Origin of the sequence: Thalassotalea insulae (genome assembly GCF_030161395.1) — a bacterium.
Classification (GTDB): Bacteria; Pseudomonadota; Gammaproteobacteria; order Enterobacterales; family Alteromonadaceae; genus Thalassotalea_E; species Thalassotalea_E insulae.
The window spans coordinates 1,540,652-1,559,333 of the sequence record NZ_BSST01000001.1; the positions used below are offsets into that span (position 1 = coordinate 1,540,652).

General features: G+C 41.8%; 13 protein-coding genes. 8 read left to right on the plus strand and 5 right to left on the minus strand.

The features are described 5' to 3' along the window. Nucleotides 1–182: 182 nt before the first annotated feature. The 4 genes from priA to hslU all read left to right on the plus strand — a co-directional run bounded on the left by priA (nucleotide 183) and on the right by hslU (nucleotide 5,028). On the plus strand, nucleotides 183–2,399 hold the full coding sequence (gene priA / locus QQK06_RS07050) for a primosomal protein N' (RefSeq protein ID WP_284243958.1): 2,217 nt from the start codon (nucleotides 183–185) through the stop codon (nucleotides 2,397–2,399). A gap of 106 nt (nucleotides 2,400–2,505) precedes the next feature. Further along, on the plus strand, nucleotides 2,506–3,060 hold the full coding sequence (locus tag QQK06_RS07055; protein ID WP_284243959.1) for an SPOR domain-containing protein: 555 nt from the start codon (nucleotides 2,506–2,508) through the stop codon (nucleotides 3,058–3,060). 99 nt (nucleotides 3,061–3,159) lie between these two features. Beyond that, on the plus strand, nucleotides 3,160–3,678 hold the full coding sequence (gene hslV, locus QQK06_RS07060) for an ATP-dependent protease subunit HslV (protein WP_284243960.1): 519 nt from the start codon (nucleotides 3,160–3,162) through the stop codon (nucleotides 3,676–3,678). Nucleotides 3,679–3,699: 21 nt separating this feature from the next. Then, complete coding sequence (gene hslU, locus QQK06_RS07065; RefSeq protein WP_284243961.1) at nucleotides 3,700–5,028, plus strand: ATP-dependent protease ATPase subunit HslU; 1,329 nt, start codon at nucleotides 3,700–3,702, stop codon at nucleotides 5,026–5,028. A 73-nt stretch (nucleotides 5,029–5,101) separates the two neighbouring features. Here the strand turns inward: hslU and QQK06_RS07070 are convergent, their stop codons facing one another. The 3 genes from QQK06_RS07070 to QQK06_RS07080 all read right to left on the minus strand — a co-directional run bounded on the left by QQK06_RS07070 (nucleotide 5,102) and on the right by QQK06_RS07080 (nucleotide 9,909). Further along, complete coding sequence (locus QQK06_RS07070) at nucleotides 5,102–5,830, minus strand: substrate-binding periplasmic protein (protein ID WP_284243962.1); 729 nt, start codon at nucleotides 5,828–5,830, stop codon at nucleotides 5,102–5,104. Nucleotides 5,831–5,987: 157 nt separating this feature from the next. Beyond that, a complete protein-coding gene (locus tag QQK06_RS07075; RefSeq protein WP_284243963.1) occupies nucleotides 5,988–7,847 on the minus strand; it encodes a methyl-accepting chemotaxis protein in 1,860 nt (619 codons plus the stop codon). Nucleotides 7,848–7,908: 61 nt separating this feature from the next. Beyond that, nucleotides 7,909–9,909: a putative bifunctional diguanylate cyclase/phosphodiesterase gene (locus tag QQK06_RS07080; protein ID WP_284243964.1), complete on the minus strand. Its 2,001-nt coding sequence runs from the start codon at nucleotides 9,907–9,909 to the stop codon at nucleotides 7,909–7,911. Nucleotides 9,910–10,060: 151 nt separating this feature from the next. Between QQK06_RS07080 and rraA the strand changes: the two genes are divergently transcribed. Then, entirely contained in the window at nucleotides 10,061–10,546 is a 486-nt protein-coding gene (gene rraA / locus QQK06_RS07085) for a ribonuclease E activity regulator RraA (RefSeq protein WP_284243965.1), read from the plus strand. A 7-nt stretch (nucleotides 10,547–10,553) separates the two neighbouring features. Here rraA and QQK06_RS07090 read toward each other — a convergent pair whose 3' ends face one another. Further along, complete coding sequence (locus QQK06_RS07090; RefSeq protein ID WP_284243966.1) at nucleotides 10,554–12,635, minus strand: GGDEF domain-containing phosphodiesterase; 2,082 nt, start codon at nucleotides 12,633–12,635, stop codon at nucleotides 10,554–10,556. Nucleotides 12,636–12,808: 173 nt separating this feature from the next. Next, a complete protein-coding gene (gene hutI, locus QQK06_RS07095) occupies nucleotides 12,809–14,047 on the minus strand; it encodes an imidazolonepropionase (RefSeq protein WP_284243967.1) in 1,239 nt (412 codons plus the stop codon). Nucleotides 14,048–14,220: 173 nt separating this feature from the next. Between hutI and hutC the strand changes: the two genes are divergently transcribed. Genes hutC through hutU form a run of 3 tightly spaced genes read left to right on the plus strand, consistent with a single transcriptional unit; the run spans nucleotide 14,221 to nucleotide 18,495 of the window. Beyond that, nucleotides 14,221–14,928, plus strand: coding sequence for a histidine utilization transcriptional repressor HutC (gene hutC / locus QQK06_RS07100; RefSeq protein WP_284243968.1), 708 nt, complete (start codon nucleotides 14,221–14,223; stop codon nucleotides 14,926–14,928). Nucleotides 14,929–14,943: 15 nt separating this feature from the next. Beyond that, nucleotides 14,944–16,461, plus strand: a complete 1,518-nt coding sequence (gene hutH, locus QQK06_RS07105; RefSeq protein ID WP_284243969.1) for a histidine ammonia-lyase — start codon at nucleotides 14,944–14,946, stop codon at nucleotides 16,459–16,461. 33 nt (nucleotides 16,462–16,494) lie between these two features. Beyond that, complete coding sequence (gene hutU / locus QQK06_RS07110; protein ID WP_431313657.1) at nucleotides 16,495–18,495, plus strand: urocanate hydratase; 2,001 nt, start codon at nucleotides 16,495–16,497, stop codon at nucleotides 18,493–18,495. Nucleotides 18,496–18,682 lie beyond the last annotated feature (187 nt).

Consider the following 18,682-nt stretch of genomic DNA (forward strand, 5'->3'; position numbering starts at 1 on the left):
GCCAAATCGCTGCCAAGCACCATACGAGTTAAAATTAATGGGGGCGAATAATAATGGATCCTAAGCCAAGGCGCAAGACAAACTGGTAAATAAATAGCCAAAAAATATTCCCATGCTACCTATTGGCATTGAGGTAAGAAACATTCACAATAAGTTAACTAACATCACCACAGATCATTACTTTGTCTCAGCCGTTATTTTTACAACTTGCTATCCCGGTACCTATGCGGCAATTATTTACCTATTCAGTGCCAGAGAGCTTACAAAATAACGAGTTTGCCATCGGCGAGCGAGTAATCGTTCCATTTGGTAACCGCCAGGTTATTGGCATCATCTTAGCTGTTTCCAATAAAACAGAATTTGCTCAAGAAAAACTCAAACCTATAACTTCGAAAGTCACAGCACACCATAAAATTCCACTACCATTAACACAATTATTGATGACTTGTGCCCGCTATTATCATCACCCGATAGGGGATGTTTTTCAGCAAGCCCTACCGGTGCTATTACGCCAGGTTGATAACATTACGCTAGCCCCGACGCTATATTGGCAGTGTCAGCCACTGACAGATGAAACTCAAGAGATTGAATTAGCCAAATTAACAACACGGGCAACCAAACAGCAGCAACTGTACCATCTGATCAGCAACCATCAACAACTGAGCTGGCCAGAAATCAGAACCTTAGGTTTTAGCAAAACGCAATTATCAGCATTAGAAAAAAAACAGCTGATCGTTAGCACTGAAAAAGAAAGTGAGCCGTTTCAATGGCATAGCGACTCACTCAATCAGCAAGATGAACTAAACTTATCTGCTGAACAGGCGGTCATTGTTTCTGCGGTTAGTCAATTGCTTAAACAATATAGTTGTCATTTAGTCGATGGCATTACCGGCAGTGGTAAAACCGAAGTATATTTACAAACAATGACCAAAGTGCTCAGTCAAAATCAGCAAGTGCTAGTATTGGTTCCGGAAATAGGCTTGACACCACAAACACTAAATCGCTTTGAACAGCGTTTTAATGTCCCTATTTTTCTCCATCATTCCGGTCTCAATGATAAAGAGCGCCTCGCGACCTGGCATAATGCCTATCAAGGCAATGCCGCAATTGTTATTGGCACCCGCTCAGCTATTTTTACGCCATTACCGGATTTAGGGCTGATTATTGTCGACGAAGAACACGATGCTTCTTTTAAACAGCAAGATAGCTTTCGCTATCATGGCAGAGACGTTGCAATTCTTCGAGCCAAGCAACTCAATATTCCTATTATTTTAGGCAGCGCAACGCCAAGCTTTGAATCATTGCATAATGCGCTAAACGCAAAATACCATTATCATAGATTAACAAAGCGGGCGGGCGGTAGCACAGAAGCCAAAATCGCGTTAATCGATGTCGCTAATCAGCCGTTAGAATTTGGCCTATCAAGGCCACTAAAACAACTAATAACCAACACTCTGGCACGAGGTGAACAGGTGCTGGTGTTTTTAAATCGCCGTGGTTTTTCGCCGGCAATTAACTGCCAGGAATGCCATTGGGTCGCCAATTGCCAACGCTGTGAGCGCCCTTATACCTTGCACCGCTCTCAGGGGTTATTAATTTGTCATCATTGCGCTAGTCAAAAACGCGTGCCTCCACAGTGTCCTGATTGCGGTAGTATTCGTATTAAACCGGTTGGTCAGGGAACTGAACAAATCGAAGAATACCTAAGCGAGCACTTTAATCACCACAGTACGGTCAGAATCGATCGTGACAGTACCCGTCGCAAAGGTGAACTCAATAAATTATTGCAACAAGTGTCCAATAAAGAACATCAAATTCTCATCGGCACCCAAATGCTGGCGAAAGGCCATCATTTCCCCGACGTTACCTTAGTAGCAATTTTAGATATAGATGGCGCACTATTTAGCTTTGATTATCGGGCGGCAGAAAATATGGCACAGCTGATAGTGCAAGTAGCAGGGCGTGCCGGACGTGCCAGTAAGCCGGGAAAAGTCATCATTCAGACCCAGTACCCACAACACCCGTTACTACAAGATCTGGTCAATAATGGCTATCAACATTTCGCTCAGCAAGGATTAACAGAACGCCAAATGGCATTATTACCCCCATTTGGCTATCAGGCATTATTTCGAGCAGATGCAAACTATCCGTCTTATCCGGAAAAGTTTTTGCGTCAGCTCAGCCAGATCAATTTAAACGATTGTGAAATTGCGGGCCCTATGCCTGCGGCGATAGAAAAAAGAGCAGGAAAATATCGTTACCATCTAATCGTTCAGGCAAAAAGCCGAACGGCGCTGCATCAAGGCATTTCTCAGCTAATCAATCACATCCCAAATAATGAATGGCAGACAAAAGTTCGCTGGTCAGTCGATATCGATCCACAAGATTTAAGCTGGTAATTTTCATTCACTTAAGCAATACCAGTAATTAAGCGCTACCATTTTCCATTCACTGGGTTAGAATATTCTCCTTTTTGCAATTAATTTAATCATGAAATAAAAATATATGGCTCATCAAGATTATATTTCCCGTGCTAATTCTCCCAAAAAAAAGCACAACCCATATAAAAAAACAGCTGAAACTCCAGCCGGCATTCCGATAAAACTCAAAATCATTCTATTATTCTTAGTAATAGCGATTTCAGCTTTCGGTTATTTTTTATGGAGTATCAAAGATATAAAACCAACAGCGCCTAGCGCGACACAACCTGCCAAACAAGCTCAACAAGACAGTAAACTACCCAAGCCACCAGAAGAAAAATGGCAATATATGGAAGAGCTAAAATCAAAAGAAGTCGATGTAGGTGAATATGCAGTAGAAGAAAAAGGACCGTACAAGATGCAGTGCGGCTCCTTTAGAACCCGCAAGCAGGCGGAGGTAATGAAAGCCACCATCGCCTTTAGTGGTTTAAGCTCACAAATTAGCTCAGCAACAGGTTCCAGTGGCACCTGGCACAAAGTGTATCTGGGGCCATATCCTCGTAAACGCGCCGCAGAGAAAGACAAGCATAAACTCAAAAGCAACGGTATCACTACCTGTCAAATCTGGTTGTGGAAATAATTACCTCCTATTCCTTGAAAAAATTCCGAATATACCCAATCTAGTCTACATTGATCCTTGCTAGCGCACCGCGCTAGCGACTGTAAGTAGAGGTTAGTTGTGACTACTATTGTTTCCGTAAGACGCAATGGCAAAGTAGCCATTGGTGGCGATGGCCAAGTTTCTCTTGGCAATACCGTAATGAAAGGCAATGCCAAAAAAGTACGTCGTTTATATCACGATAAAGTACTCGCTGGATTTGCTGGCGGCACTGCCGACGCATTCACATTATTTGAGCGTTTTGAAAGTAAACTTGAAATGCATCAAGGGCATTTAACAAAATCCGCAGTAGAATTAGCTAAAGATTGGCGTAGTGATCGTGCCTTAAGAAAACTCGAAGCCATGTTGGTAGTAGCTGATGAAACAGCATCATTAATCATTACCGGTAATGGCGACGTAGTGCAGCCAGAGCATGATTTGATCGCCATAGGTAGTGGCGGTAATTTTGCACAGTCTGCCGCAATTGCATTATTAGAAAATACTGAGCTTTCTGCTCGGGAAATTGTTGAAAAATCATTAAAAATTGCTGGCGACATCTGTGTCTTCACCAATCATAGCCAAACGATTGATGAGCTTTAAGCCAGCAGTAAGGATATTATTATGTCAAATATGACTCCTCGTGAAATAGTCCACGAATTAGATAGCCACATAGTTGGTCAGTCCGACGCCAAGCGCGCAGTCGCGATAGCTTTACGTAATCGTTGGCGCAGAATGCAGCTTAATGAAGAGCTACGTAGCGAAGTAACGCCAAAGAATATCTTAATGATAGGACCAACCGGTGTTGGTAAAACGGAAATCGCACGTCGCTTAGCAAAACTGGCAAATGCCCCTTTTATTAAAGTCGAAGCGACTAAATTTACCGAAGTCGGTTATGTTGGTAAAGAAGTAGAAACCATTATTCGTGATTTGACTGATATGGCCTTCAAACTAACCAAAGAACAGGAAATGGCGCGGGTTAAGCATCTAGCAGAAGAAGCGGCAGAAGAACGTATTCTCGACGTATTACTGCCCAATCCACGCGACACCTTTGGTAACGAGCAGCAAACTGACAATGCTAGTACTCGCCAAGTATTTCGTAAAAAACTACGCGAAGGTCAATTAGACGATAAGGAAGTAGAGCTTGATCTGGCGGCACCACAAGTTGGTGTTGAAATCATGGCACCTCCAGGTATGGAAGACATGACCTCGCAATTGCAAAATATGTTTCAAAGCATGTCGAGTGAAAAAACCAACAAGCGTAAATTGAAGATCAAAGACGCGTTAAAAGCATTGCAGGAAGAAGAAGCCGCTAAGATAGTCAATCAAGAAGACATTAAAACCAAAGCGCTTGAAGCCGTTGAACAAAATGGTATTGTTTTTGTTGATGAAATCGACAAAATTTGTAAACGCGGCGACAGTTCTGGCCCAGATGTTTCCCGTGAAGGTGTCCAACGTGACTTACTGCCTTTGGTTGAAGGTTCAACCGTCAGCACTAAACACGGCATGGTTAAAACCGATCATATCCTATTTATTGCTTCCGGCGCTTTCCAGATGGCAAAACCATCGGATCTTATTCCAGAGCTTCAAGGTCGCTTGCCAATTCGCGTTGAATTGCAGGCGCTATCTAGTAATGATTTTGTTCGTATTTTAACTGAACCTAATGCCTCTTTAACTGAACAATATATCGCATTAATGGCTACGGAAGGAGTTGATATTTCTTTTAGTGAAGATGGCATCAATGCAATCGCCAAAGCAGCATGGCAGGTCAATGAATCGACCGAAAACATCGGCGCTCGTCGTTTACACACTATGATGGAGCGACTAACCGAAGAAATTTCTTTTACCGCCAATGATCGCAGCGGGGAAAAAATTGTAATTGACCAAGCCTATGTCGAAAAAACACTGAGCGACGTGGTACAAAACGAAGATTTAAGCCGCTTTATTCTTTAGCTTTTCAATCAGGAATTAAAGTTCAAAGGCGCAGTATATTGCGCCTTTTTTATTTATGAGCCACAAAAACGCACTACTGATATTTCTTACGTAATTGGCCAATCATATCCTGCGCTAATAAGATTGCTAAATTTCGTTCCATTTGTGCTTGCAGCGGCAATAATTTAGATTTTTTTGAAAATGCCAAAAAGCTGTTATCAGGCTGAAATACTTTATAATTCGCTTTAATAAACTTGTCGCTATGACCCTCTTTTATCAGCAAATAGTCAATAACATCTTCTTGTCCAACAAAGGTATCAATCCGCTGATTTAGCAACATATTAACCAGTTGATGATCATAAGTGACCTGTTTTTTGTTTAACTGCTGGTTTTGATCAAACTTAGGGAAGTAACTGATATCGCGTCGTACGCCTATCTCTAAATTATTTAAATCACTAAAGCTATTAATACCGAAGTTACTCGCTTTATTTAAATAAAAAACCTGATAATTACCATGAACATAAGGTTGATTAAAATAACTTAAGTATTCCGCCCGTTCGTCAGAGTAAAAAATACTACTAACGATGTCGATTTTACCTTCTTTCAATAACTGTAAACATCGGGCCCAGGGGCAAGAATAATAATCAAGCGTCAGCTTTTGCATCTGTGCTAAGCGCTCAAGCAATTCGATATCAATACCGCTTATTTGCTGCTCATTAATAATAGTCCAGGGTTCAAAACTAGATAACGCAACCACTAGTTTATCATTGGAAAATACCGACGTAGCCCAGCTAATATTGACGAAAATAAAGAGTAACTTCACAGTCCTGATTTTGATATACCTCCTAATAGTGGTTACGACTAAAAAGTCAGCTAATAAAAGAGCTGGCTTAATTAAAAGCTGACCACACTCTAACAACTTTACTTTAACTTAGAACAAGTTGATTAAATACTTGGCGACCAATTCAGTCAAATTGCTATTACACCGCAAACTGGTTTACTTCTCTATTAAGTACATCCGCTTGTTGTGAAAGCTCCTCACTCATTTGCGCATTCTGATGCGCCGCTTTACCTGAACTTTCAGCAACATCCCGGATCATTACCACATGCTGATTCACTTCTGACGCCACTGCACTTTGTTGCTGGATCGCGGTGGCAATAGCAGTATTCATATCCATGATAGTAGAAACATCATGAGTAATTTCTTCCAACATTTGCCCAGCAGAACTAGCCTGATCAGCGCTATCCTGCCCTTGAGTTCGACACGCCGCCATATGAGTGACAATCTCTTTAGTCCGATTTTGTAGCGAACTGATAATCGCTTCAATTTCCTGGGTGGAATCTTGCGTACGGCTGGCCAAAGTTCGCACTTCATCGGCCACGACAGCAAAGCCTCGCCCTTGCTCTCCAGCTCGGGCCGCCTCTATCGCCGCGTTTAATGCCAGTAAGTTGGTTTGTTCAGCAATGCCACGGATAACATCCAGCACGGAACCAATAGTATCACTGTCTTTTGCTAATTCCTGTACCACATGTTCAGATTCTAATAAGGTACTGGATAACTGATCAATTTGAGCTATGGTAGTTTCAACTCCAGATTTGCCTTTTTCTGCATTATGATGGGTAGTTTCAGCCTTATTCGCCGCTTCTTTCGTATTATTAGCTATTTCATCAACCGTCGCCACCATTTCAGTCACCGCGGTTGCTACCATATCCGTTTGCTGTATCTGAGTATCCACGCCTTCATTCGCCGCATGAATATTTTGCGATAAATTACGGGTTGCATCATTCACGGTATCAACGGAATGATTAACTTCAACAATTAAGTTTCTGAAACTGGCAATCATAGTATTAAATACTTTCGCCATTTCACTTAGTTCATCTTTACCATCAGTGGAAACCTCAATCGCCAAGTTCTTAGTTTCGGCTACATTAAGCATTGCGGTTTTAAGTTTATTAATCGCATTAATAATGCTACGGCCAACAACAGCGGCAAAGCCAGTGGCAATCGCCATCACCACAAAAAACATAATGATAGATAAACTTTCAACAAACAGTACGTGATCTTCAACCGTTTGCTGACTGGCTTTGGTTAACTTTGCCATTACCTGATCGACCTGATGAACCGTTTCCCGCATTTTACCATTTAGCCCTTCACTGGCAGAAAAACCTAACCGTCGCTGCTGCTCCACCAGGTTAACAAAATTATTTTGATAAATAGCTATATTATCAATAACTTGTGATTTTTGTTCATCCGATAAAGTACTTTGCTTTACATTTGCACTAAAAATAGCCGCATTGTCCTGCCATTTTTTTAAATACTTATCATCTAAACGCAGCATAAAATCTTTCTCGTCACGCCTAAGCTGTAGCATGCCAGCGAGTAACTGGTAATCGTTATTGCCGATTAAACCTTCAACACCATGGACGGCGTCACGCAATTTACCGTAAAGTCCATCTTTAGAGTGCAACCCTATAGACTGCTGCGCCTGAACCACGGCCTTAAAATGTTCAAAATATTCACTGACAATTTTCCTTAAGCTCGAAATTTCCGACATCGACTGGCCAACACTGTCAAACCCTTTATCTAAGACATTAATATCACTTTGTAGCGTCTTATACTGGCTTTCAAATTTATCAAAATATTTAAGGTCTTTTCTTGCTAGGAAGTCCTTCTCATTTCGACGTAATTGCAACACTGAGCCTTCTACTTTACCGATAGTAGTTGCAATACTGACGTCATTGTCCAATGACGATACGGCATAAATAATGAGCCCTAACATAAATAACATTGCGGCGACTAAAATCGATGTATTTATGATCAGCTTATGCTTGATTAACATATAAAGAACCTCTGCTTGAGCACGTAACTAGTTGAAGTATAGTTGCTAATATCAAATACGCTTATTTTCGCGTTAAGTAGCTGACAAATTTTTCTTCTGGTAACGGTGGGTTAATAAAATAGCCTTGTACAGCATCACAACCTAATTTTCGTAGCAAGTTCAACTGCTCAATAGACTCAACTCCTTCTGCCAATACCCGCTTACCTAAGCCATGAGATAAACGTATCATAGATTTGACAATCGTTAAGTCAGAATCATTAGCAGCAAATTCGGTAATAAAGCTCCGATCAATTTTAATTTTATCAATCGGTAAATCTCTTAAATATGCCAATGACGAATAACCGGTACCAAAATCATCGATCGACACTTTAATACCCATATTTTGTAAAACGAAGATAGTATCCATTGCTGAACGGATATCAGTGATCACCACATCCTCAGTAATTTCTAATTCCAGATATTTGGGAGGGATGTCATAACTGAGCAATAGCGTTTGGATTTTTGCGATTAACTTAGGGTCCTGAAACTCTGTCGCACTTAAATTCACCGCAATAGCTACTCGCCGCCGATAGGTTTGATACCAGCGGGCATTAGTTTGACAGGCCAGCTCAAGCACGTAATTATCCAGTTCACCACTTAAGCCGAGTGCCGCAATATCAGACAAGAATTCTCCTGGCGCTAACAAGCCCTTTTCAGGGTGCTGCCAACGTACTAATGCTTCAACGCCATCAATACGATTGGTCAGTAAATTTAGTTGAGGCTGAAAATATAAGATAAACTCTTGTTGTGCTAACGCCTGCCGGATGGTTTTTTCCGCTTCTACCAAGCGCCTGCCATGAGATTGCATACCATCTTTATACTTAACGCTGGCAACATTATGACTTTCCGCCTGAAATAAGGCTAAATTTGCTTGCTGTAATAGCTCTTCGGCGTCAGAACTATCAACTGGCGCCAAACAATAACCAACACTCGCCTGCAGATGTATTTCCTGATGGTTTAAATAACAGGGCCGAGAAATAAGATCATGTAAATGTTTCGCGGCTTTTTCCTGTTGACTATCTTCAGAGATCTCTAGGGCAAAAATAAATGAGTCGCCACTCAGCCGTCCCACTACTTTCGGTAAAAAAATACTATCACTGAGGCGATTGGCTATTTCACCTAAAATCATATCCCCAGTTTTCAAACCAAAGCTGTCATTAACAAACTTAAAACGCTTTAAATCAATTAAACATATCTGTAACTTAAGACGATTCGAGACAGCCTGTTCAATAGCAAGTGGTAATTTTTCTATCACCTGTTCCCTATTTAGTGCTCCGGTGAGCTGATCATGCTTACCTAAATATGTTGCTCTATTTATCGCTCTTTCAGCCGTATTTCGCTCTGCGCTGTGCATCCACAGCAACATCAGATACCCCAATATTGCAAACGCGCCAAAATCAAAATAAACCAGAGTATTAAACATAGCGCCAAAACCATTATTATTGACAAATACGATAGAGATAAACGACGAAAAGAAATAACGCACCGTTAATATCGCGCTAAAAATCATAAACAACTTGGCAACAAAATGCCGTTTTTCATGTTTAAGCAATAACAACAAAGTGATGAGAAATACCCCGGCAAAGATCAAATCGGCTAAACTTTCGCGTAGGTAAAAACGGCTAAACGCCCCATTTTCATTAAATGCAAATAGTAAACTGCAGAAAGCTCCAAGCAAAACCGCTATTGAGAGTAAACCGTATACGTTAGCATTATTATATTGAATGTTTTCACGGCTAATATGACAACCGAAACAAAATAACAGCACAAACAAATACTGACTAATTTGTGCGATACAAGTCAATGTCACTTGTAGTAATGAAGTTTCACTGTACTGAAGAAGAGCATGCTGCAGCGCAGAAACAGCGAAATGCACACTTAAAGCAACTAGGCTATAACACCAAAATTTAGCATAGCGCTTTAAAGCTGATTGATAAAATGAATGGAGTAAATAGGCCAAAACACCAAAAACAATCGCTTCGACCAGAAACAAAAAGCTTAAGGCAAAAACATTAGCCACCATTATCGAAGATATTCCCTTAAAACTTTGACCTTGCTTAATTAAATAGCGTTTCCCTAATGATTACAAGCACAATATTACTACTCACGCTTGTACCTCAGCTAAGGACAGGTATACTAGCGTTACAATCGTATTTTTCACTAAGGAATCTATTGTGGAATACAACACGTCAGAATTATGTAATATTTACGCAGATTTAATCGATGTCGTAGAGCCAATTTTTTGTAATTATGGCGGCAGAAGCTCATTTGGCGGAAAAGTAGTTACAGTTAAGTGCTTCGAAAACAATGGCCTGATCACTCAATTAGTGGAAACCGATGGTGAAGGCAAAGTACTGGTAATAGACGGGGGAGGTTCAACTCGTCGCGCACTAATCGACAGCTATATTGCCGAAGCAGCAGCTAAAAATGGCTGGGAAGGTATCGTCTGCTACGGCAGTGTCAGAGATGTCGACGCGTTGGAAGATATCGAGATAGGAATTCAGGGTTTAGTTTCTATTCCGGTTGGCGCGACAGACAATGAGCTAGGTGAAAGTGATTTAGCCGTTAACTTTGCGGGTGTCACCTTTCTTCCTGACGACCATATTTATGCCGACAATACCGGCATCATCCTTTCACCCGACCCGTTAGATATTGAATAAAAAAAAGCTAAACACTTTCTTTTCTGGCTTGCCATGCGGTAAGCCAGTTATTGATCTCCGCTAAATGAATCCCCGATTGTACCGCTTTCCCTTGTGCTACATTTCCTCCCATCAATAGATAAGACTTCGCTATCTCCTGATTATTAATGCCAGTAGCCACTATAGGTATATTCATCTGGCGGATGACATTTATCAAGGCGTTAACGATAGGCTTTTCATATTGCGCACCATCGCTTATATCCAGTTGTGAGCATTCAATATTCACTTGTTGAATAGACGCTCGACGTAAGTAACGCAAAGCTTCATAACTACCTGAAAAATCATCGATCGCAATATTGATACCTAATACTCGTAATTGATCTATCATCATCCGTGCTCGAAAAGGGGCGCCTAATAGTACTTGTTCTGATATTTCTATCGTTAAGAACTGCATGTCCACACCAACAGCTAGCGATTGTTGCTCAATAAAGTCAGCAAGGTCAGGCTCTAACAACGCGGAACTCGATAGATTAATAGCCACCTTTTGTTCAGCCCCCTGATCATGCATCGCTTTAAGCACACTAAAAGCATGTTGTACTAATTGCCGACTAATCCGGTGAATTTCACCGCTAAATTCAGCGATCTGATGAAATTCTTTTGATGAAAATACCGTGCCTTCGTTATCCCGCCAGTCAATAGCCAGTTCAACCCCCGATAACTTGCCATCACTCAAAGAGACTTGCGGATATGCCAACCAGTTTAGTTTTTCTGCTTTGACATCCTGTTTCAGTTTTTCCATTTTCGCTAACTGCTGCTGAGTGTATAAACTCGCTTGCTGATCAAAATAGCAAATTTGTTGATGACTACGTTCAGCTTCTAATAGCGCATCGCTTGCCTGAGCCAGCAGTGCCTCACTACTTCGTATCTTTTCCGTTTGTAATGCAATGCCAAATGCCAGTTCGAAGCTAAGTGAAAAGCTTTTGAAACTAACAGCCTGAGGCACTGATTTATTTAACTGTTGACAAATATCTTCAACCACACTGTTTATCGGGTGATTAGATAAGCTAGCATTCACTACCACAAGAAAATCCAAACCTTGCAGGCGACATACTTTCACAGGCGCAGCCATACTAGCAAAATTCAGTAGCAAAGGATTGTCACTGACTTTTTTTTGCAAGCTATAAGCAAGTTGCAATAATAAAATATCGGAATTTTGGTGCCCTAATATTTTATTAACTTGTTCAAAGTTTAGCGGCTTAAATACAATGGCAACAAATTGATCGTCTTGCTGGTTTCTCAACGCATGAGTTAATTGTGCAAGTCCTTGCTGATAAGTAGGTAAGTTAGTAATGGGATCAAAAACTGTATCGGGTTGAGTCACCAAGGGTTCACTACTGTTAACCGCAAGCTTAATCTGCGCAAACTTATCAACCAACCTTTGCACCATAGCCCAACAGCCAGTCAAAAGATTTGCAATATAACTTAATACCGCTAATATCAGCATGCTTAGCAAATTTAACTCGACATTAAGCCATAGATAAACAGCAAAGCTATAGCTGGCAGTAACCCCCCAAGTTAACAGTACTCGTATATTGGCATCATTTTTCGCCGAAAATTGGACAAAACCAGCAATTGCCGTAATAGCGGCAATATAGCCAAGCCACAATGGATAAACATCATAGTTTTTAACCCCTAAAGCAAGACTAATAAATAGCAGCAAAGCGCCGGCTACTAACCAGTTAAAACGGCTTTGACTAAACTGCTCACCTTGCTGTTCAACCAGCCACAAACAAGCTAAAGAGAGAAAAGTAGCTGCTGTCGCTAATACAGTCATCGTCTGAAATTGCTGTAGATAAAGCAAGGCATAAAACTGCGCCAGCAGCGTTAATGTCATTAACGCAGGATAACGCCAGGAAACCGCGAGAATCGGCTGTAAAAATCCGATGATGACGAGTACGGGTAAGCTTAATCCTAAAATAAAGGCAATATTAAACTCAATAAGATTATAATGTGGCAGGACGTCATTCATCGGGGATGCGAATGCAACATTTGAAAAAACTAACAATAGTGCAAGACTTAGACGCGCTAAGCCATTTTTAATAGGATTCATTTTCGCCTCTTACTGCTCAATCAGGCACAACCTAGGTATGCCCTACAGTATAGACAAAATATTACCAGAAAAGCTAATCCAGTTATTCCTGTTAATGGGCTTTTGCCAGCCTCAGTTTACAAGCATACGTACTAAGATATTGTTACTTATAGTATAAACAAAGCCTTATTCGCTTAAAGGACTTTCTGACCAAACTTATACAAACTGGCTAACGGATTGACACCAAACTGATAGCAAAGCTCTGCCGGCTGTGAAATATTCCAAAGAGCGATATCGGCATCAAATCCAACGGCGAGCTGGCCTTTATGCTCTTGTTCACCAAGCGCTTTCGCCGCAACACAAGTTACCCCAGCTAGTGCTTCTACCGGTGTTAATCTAAACAGCGTGCAGGCCATATTTAGCATTAATTGCAGGTTATTAATTGGTGAAGAACCCGGATTCGCATCTGTCGCTATCGCCATAGGCACTTGCTGCTGACGTAATTGTTGAATCGGCGGCAACTGCGTTTCACGCAAGAAATAAAATGCACCTGGTAATAATACTGCCACCATATTAGCCTGTTTCATTGCTTTCACGCCGACTTCGTCAAGGAACTCGATATGGTCCGAAGACAATGCCTGATATTTCGCCGCGAGTTCTGTACCACCTAAATTGGATAATTGCTCAGCATGTACTTTTACCGGCAATTCATATTGTTTAGCCGCGGCAAACACCCGTTCTGTTTGCTTAATGTCAAAGCCTATGCCTTCACAAAAAACGTCAACAGCATCGGCTAATTGTGTAGAGGCGATTTGAGGTAACATTTCAGTACAAACCAGATCAATGTAACCATCAGGATCATCTTTATATTCAACCGGCAAGGCATGTGCACCTAAAAAGGTACGTTTAATCGTCATCGGTAATGCCTTTGCTAACTTCCCAGCCACTTTGAGCATTTTAATTTCATTTTCTGTGTCTAAACCATAGCCTGATTTTATCTCGAGTGTCGTCACCCCTTGCTGATGCAAAGCTGTTAATCGAGTTAATGCACTATCAAAAAGCTGCTGTTCAGTGGCATTTCTTGTTGCCGCCACCGTCGAAACAATACCTCCGCCAGCGTTAGCGATTTCCTGATAACTTTTACCTTCCAGACGCATTTCAAATTCATTCGCGCGATTACCGCCATAGACTAAATGGGTATGACAATCGATTAACCCCGGTGTTAACCACTGTCCTTTCCCGTCAATGACTTCAACCTGGTTTTGTTCAAAATCAGGTAAATCTGACATTTCACCTAACCAGGCAATTTTCCCGTTTGCAATCGCTAATGCAGCGTGTCCTATCACCCCATAACTGTTTGCGCCATCCGTCATGGTCGCCAGGTTTACATTGATAAATACTGTCTGCCAGTTTGTCGAAGTTATGTGGTTCATTAAGTCACCCAAAAATTAAAAAGCCAGCTAAGCTTAAGCACTAAAACTGACGAGAACTTTACCTGAGAGTATAAAAGTTAGCAAGCTTGTATATACAACCATTGACACTTAGCCTGAAATATGAAATTGTATATACAAGTTGACTTATCTTAGTGATTTACTGGTTATCCGTTATGACACAAGCAAAAGCAAAATTTACTGTCATTAAAGAACATATCTGCCAAATGATCGAATCGGGACAGTGGCAACAACATGCCAAGGTGCCGTCTGAAAATGAACTGGCGGAACAGTTTTCTGTCAGCCGCATGACCGCCCGACGAGCTTTACAAGAACTGACTGAACAAGGTTTATTGATCCGCACTCAAGGTTCAGGTACCTTTGTTGCCACCTTTAAGTCACAGTCTTCCTTACTGGAAATCCGTAATATTGCTGATGAAATCCAACAGCGCGGCCACCAGCATCATGCCGAACAACTTACACTAAAAAAAGTCGCAGTTACACACGAGGTCGCTATTTTACTCGATCTCAAAGAAAACGATAGCGCATTTTATTCCGAAGTGCTGCATTTTGAAAACGACCAACCAATCCAGCTAGAACAACGGTATGTTAACAGCAAGTTGGTCCCCAATTACTTAGCACAAAATTTTACCCAGATCACACCGCATGAATATCTTTCAATTGAAGCGCCGTTAACAGAGGCGACTCATGAGATTGAAGCTGTCATTGCAGATCATGCTGTCTGCCAGTTATTGGCCATTGATCAAGCTATCCCCTGTTTACAAGTTAAACGACGCACCTGGTCAAGCCAGGGAGTCGTCAGTTTAGCAATATTAACGGCGCCTGGTAATAAGTACCGATTAGGCAGCCATTTAGTTTTTTAATTTAGGAGCGTTACGATGACGTTTAAATATGGTATCGACCGTCTGAACCTTGATATTGTCAATGGTATTGCTAATGGCAGTATTAAAGCTGAGCTTTGCCAAGAAGCTATAGATAAAATTAACACCAGCCGCCAAAGAGTGGAAAAAATGGCAGCTTCTGATCAAGCGGTATATGGTATCAATACGGGCTTTGGTCCGTTATGTGATACTCAGATCACTCCAGAAGAAACTAATTTACTGCAGAAAAACCTCCTTATCACCCATGCCGTTGGTGTTGGCGAGCCGATCGCTAAAGCAATTTCAAAATTAATGTTGATCACTAAAGTGCATGCATTGAGCCAAGGCTTCTCCGGCATTCGTCTGGAAACAGTTGAAAGAATGTTAGCCTTTATTGAACTTGATCTTATCCCTGTAGTACCTGAGCAAGGTTCTGTCGGCGCATCTGGTGATTTAGCACCACTAGCTCATTTATTTTTACCGCTTCTCGGTGAAGGTGAGTTTTGGCAAAATGACGAGGGGCATGGAAATAACACAGTACCTGCGGCGCAAGCTTTAAAAGAACATGGTTTAGCGCCCATGGAATTACACGCTAAAGAAGGCTTAGCACTAATTAACGGTACCCAGTTTATCTTGTCGCACGCTATCACTGGCTTAACTAAGATGCGCTACTTGTTAGATTTAGCAGATTTAGCTGGCGCCATGAGTATTGAAGGTATGCAAGGCAGCAGCTCACCATTTAGAGAGGAGCTCCATGCCACTCGCCCATTCGCCGGCTGTATTGAAGTGGCGACTCGGATGCGAGGTTTTTTCAAAGATTCTGAAAATATGGCAGCGCATACCGATTGTGATCGCGTTCAAGATCCATATTCATTACGTTGTATTCCACAAGTTCATGGCGCATCACGTAATGCCTATAACCACCTGTTAGAATTAGCAGAAATTGAAATGAATTCGGTCACAGATAACCCAATTGTTATCAGTGATGAAGAAGCAATTTCTGGCGGCAGCTTTCACGGCCAACCATTAGCCATGGTGCTTGACTATGCGTCGATTGCTGTTGCAGAACTGGGGAATATTTCAGACCGTCGCTGTTACTTATTATTAGAAGGTTTACATGGTTTACCTCGACTATTAACCAGCTCTGGTGGTCTAAATTCTGGCATGATGATCCCGCAATACGCAACAGCAGCCTTAGTAACCGAAAACAAATCACTGTGTTTTCCTCCGTCAGCAGACAGTGTGCCAACGTCAATGGGTCAAGAAGATCATGTTTCTATGGGCAGCATTTCAAGTCGCAAGTTCAATCAAATCTTAGGTAACCTAGAGAAGATTATGGCGATTGAGCTAATGTACGCTGCGCAGGCGATTGATTTTAGACGCCCAAATAAATGCTCAGATATCATAGAGCACAACTTCGACATTATTAGAGCGAAAGTCGATAAGCTTGAACAAGACCGACTATTAAAGCCAGATATTGATGCATTAATCGCATTAGTAAAATCACAAGCCTTTACCGTTAGCTTAGAAAAGTAATAGGGAGTTACCATGAATTTTCAAAAAACAGCCATGAGCTTTGAAGAAACAATCAAACAAGGTATCCCGAGCGAGTTACCACCAGCGAAACCCTACCCTGTTGATGCTAACCGCGCGCCTAAGCGTAAAGATATTCTTTCAGCCGAAGAAAAACAGTTAGCAGTGAGAAACGCCCTGCGTTACTTCCCAGCAGAATGGCACAAAGAGTTGGCGACTGAATTTGCCCAAGAACTCAAAGATTTTGGCCGCATTTACATGTACCGTTTCAAGCCAAACTATGACATGAAGGCTCGGTCAATTGCTGACTACCCAGCAAAATGTCAGCAAGCTGCCGCGATTATGCTGATGATCGACAACAACTTAGATCCAGCCGTTGCCCAACATCCGGAAGAACTTATCACCTATGGTGGTAACGGTGCAGTATTCCAAAACTGGGCACAATACTTATTAGCAATGAAGTATTTAAGCGAGATGGAAAGTGACCAAACACTACACCTTTATTCTGGTCATCCGATGGGCTTATTCCCATCATCTGAAGACGCACCACGCGTGGTAGTGACTAACGGTATGATGATCCCGAACTACTCTCAGCCAGATGACTGGGAGAAGTTTAATGCGCTAGGGGTAACTCAATACGGCCAAATGACCGCAGGTTCATTTATGTATATTGGACCACAAGGGATCGTGCATGGCACAACAATTACCGTAATGAATGCATTTCGTAAGGTGTTGAATAAGGGTGAAACGCCTAATGGTAAAATTTTCCTTACCGCAGGCTTAGGCGGTATGAGTGGCGCACAACCAAAAGCCGGTAACATAGCAAACTGTATTACCGTTTGTGCCGAAGTGAACCCGAAAGCAGCCACTAAACGCCATCAACAAGGCTGGGTTGACGAACTTATTGATAACATGGATGACTTAGTTACCCGTGTTAGAATAGCCCAAGCAAATGAAGAAGTAGTCTCTATTGCCTATATTGGTAACGTAGTCGACGTTTGGGAAACCTTTTATAACGAAGAAATCTTTGTTCACTTAGGTTCAGACCAAACCTCATTGCACAACCCTTGGTCAGGCGGTTACTACCCTGTTGATATTAGCTATGAAGAGTCAAACCGCTTAATACGAGAAGCGCCAGAGCTATTCAAAGAGAAAGTACAAGCAACATTAAGACGTCACGCAACTGCAGTTAACAAGCATGCAGCGCGTGGTACTTACTTCTTTGATTATGGTAATGCGTTTCTATTAGAAGCATCTCGCGCCGGTGGTGATGTTATGGCGGAAAACGGTATTGACTTTAAATACCCATCTTACGTACAAGATATCTTAGGCCCTATGTGTTTTGATTACGGTTTTGGCCCATTCCGCTGGGTATGTACCTCAAGTAACCCGGAAGACTTAGACAAAACTGACGCTATTGCCGCAAAAGTGCTAAGCAAAATTATGGAAGAGTCGCCTGAAGAAATTCAACAACAAATGCAGGACAACATCACCTGGATTAAAGACGCTAAGCAAAACAAATTAGTGGTTGGTTCACAAGCGCGTATCCTTTATGCCGATGCCCAAGGGCGTATGGAAATAGCGAAAGCATTTAACGATGCCATTAACGCAGGTGAAATAGGCCCAGTAGTATTAGGCCGAGACCACCACGATGTTTCAGGTACCGATTCACCATTTCGCGAAACCTCAAACATCTACGACGGTAGCCGTTTTACTGCCGATATGGCAATTCATAACGTCATTGGTGATAGCTTCCGCGGCGCAACCTGGGTATCAATCCACAATGGCGGCGGCGTCGGTTGGGGTGAAGTAATTAATGGTGGTTTCGGGATGTTACTTGATGGCTCAAGTGCCGCAGAACGCCGATTAAAGTCGATGTTATTGTTTGATGTTAACAATGGTATCGCTCGTCGTAGTTGGGCGCGTAACGAAGAAGCCAATTTCGCCATCAAACGTGAAATGGCGCGCACACCTAAACTTAAGGTCACGTTAGCTAACTTAGTAGAAGACAATATTTTAAACAACTTATCACTTTAAGTTAATGGCGTCTCAATTAACGCCAAGTTGTTTTACCAATACATTAAAGCCGGCACTAGCCGGCTTTTTATTTACAGGGTGTATGACCAATTTTCTGATTCTAGAGAAAAACTAAATACCTACATCCTTATAAGTAATATCCTGATAGCAATGATGGCAAAAGACGGCGACACCTATAAAGCTACAA

Bases quoted from the DNA above. Each gene is read 5' to 3' on its own strand.
- QQK06_RS07055 (WP_284243959.1), top strand. From the start codon at position 2,506: ATGGCTCATCAAGATTATATTTCCCGTGCTAATTCTCCCAAAAAAAAG.
- hslU (WP_284243961.1), top strand. From the start codon at position 3,700: ATGTCAAATATGACTCCTCGTGAAATAGTCCACGAATTAGATAGCCAC.
- QQK06_RS07075 (WP_284243963.1), bottom strand. From the start codon at position 7,847: ATGTTAATCAAGCATAAGCTGATCATAAATACATCGATTTTAGTCGCC.
- QQK06_RS07080 (WP_284243964.1), bottom strand. From the start codon at position 9,909: ATGGTGGCTAATGTTTTTGCCTTAAGCTTTTTGTTTCTGGTCGAAGCG.
- QQK06_RS07090 (WP_284243966.1), bottom strand. From the start codon at position 12,635: ATGAATCCTATTAAAAATGGCTTAGCGCGTCTAAGTCTTGCACTATTG.
- hutI (WP_284243967.1), bottom strand. From the start codon at position 14,047: ATGAACCACATAACTTCGACAAACTGGCAGACAGTATTTATCAATGTA.
- hutC (WP_284243968.1), top strand. From the start codon at position 14,221: ATGACACAAGCAAAAGCAAAATTTACTGTCATTAAAGAACATATCTGC.
- hutH (WP_284243969.1), top strand. From the start codon at position 14,944: ATGACGTTTAAATATGGTATCGACCGTCTGAACCTTGATATTGTCAAT.
- hutU (WP_431313657.1), top strand. From the start codon at position 16,495: ATGAGCTTTGAAGAAACAATCAAACAAGGTATCCCGAGCGAGTTACCA.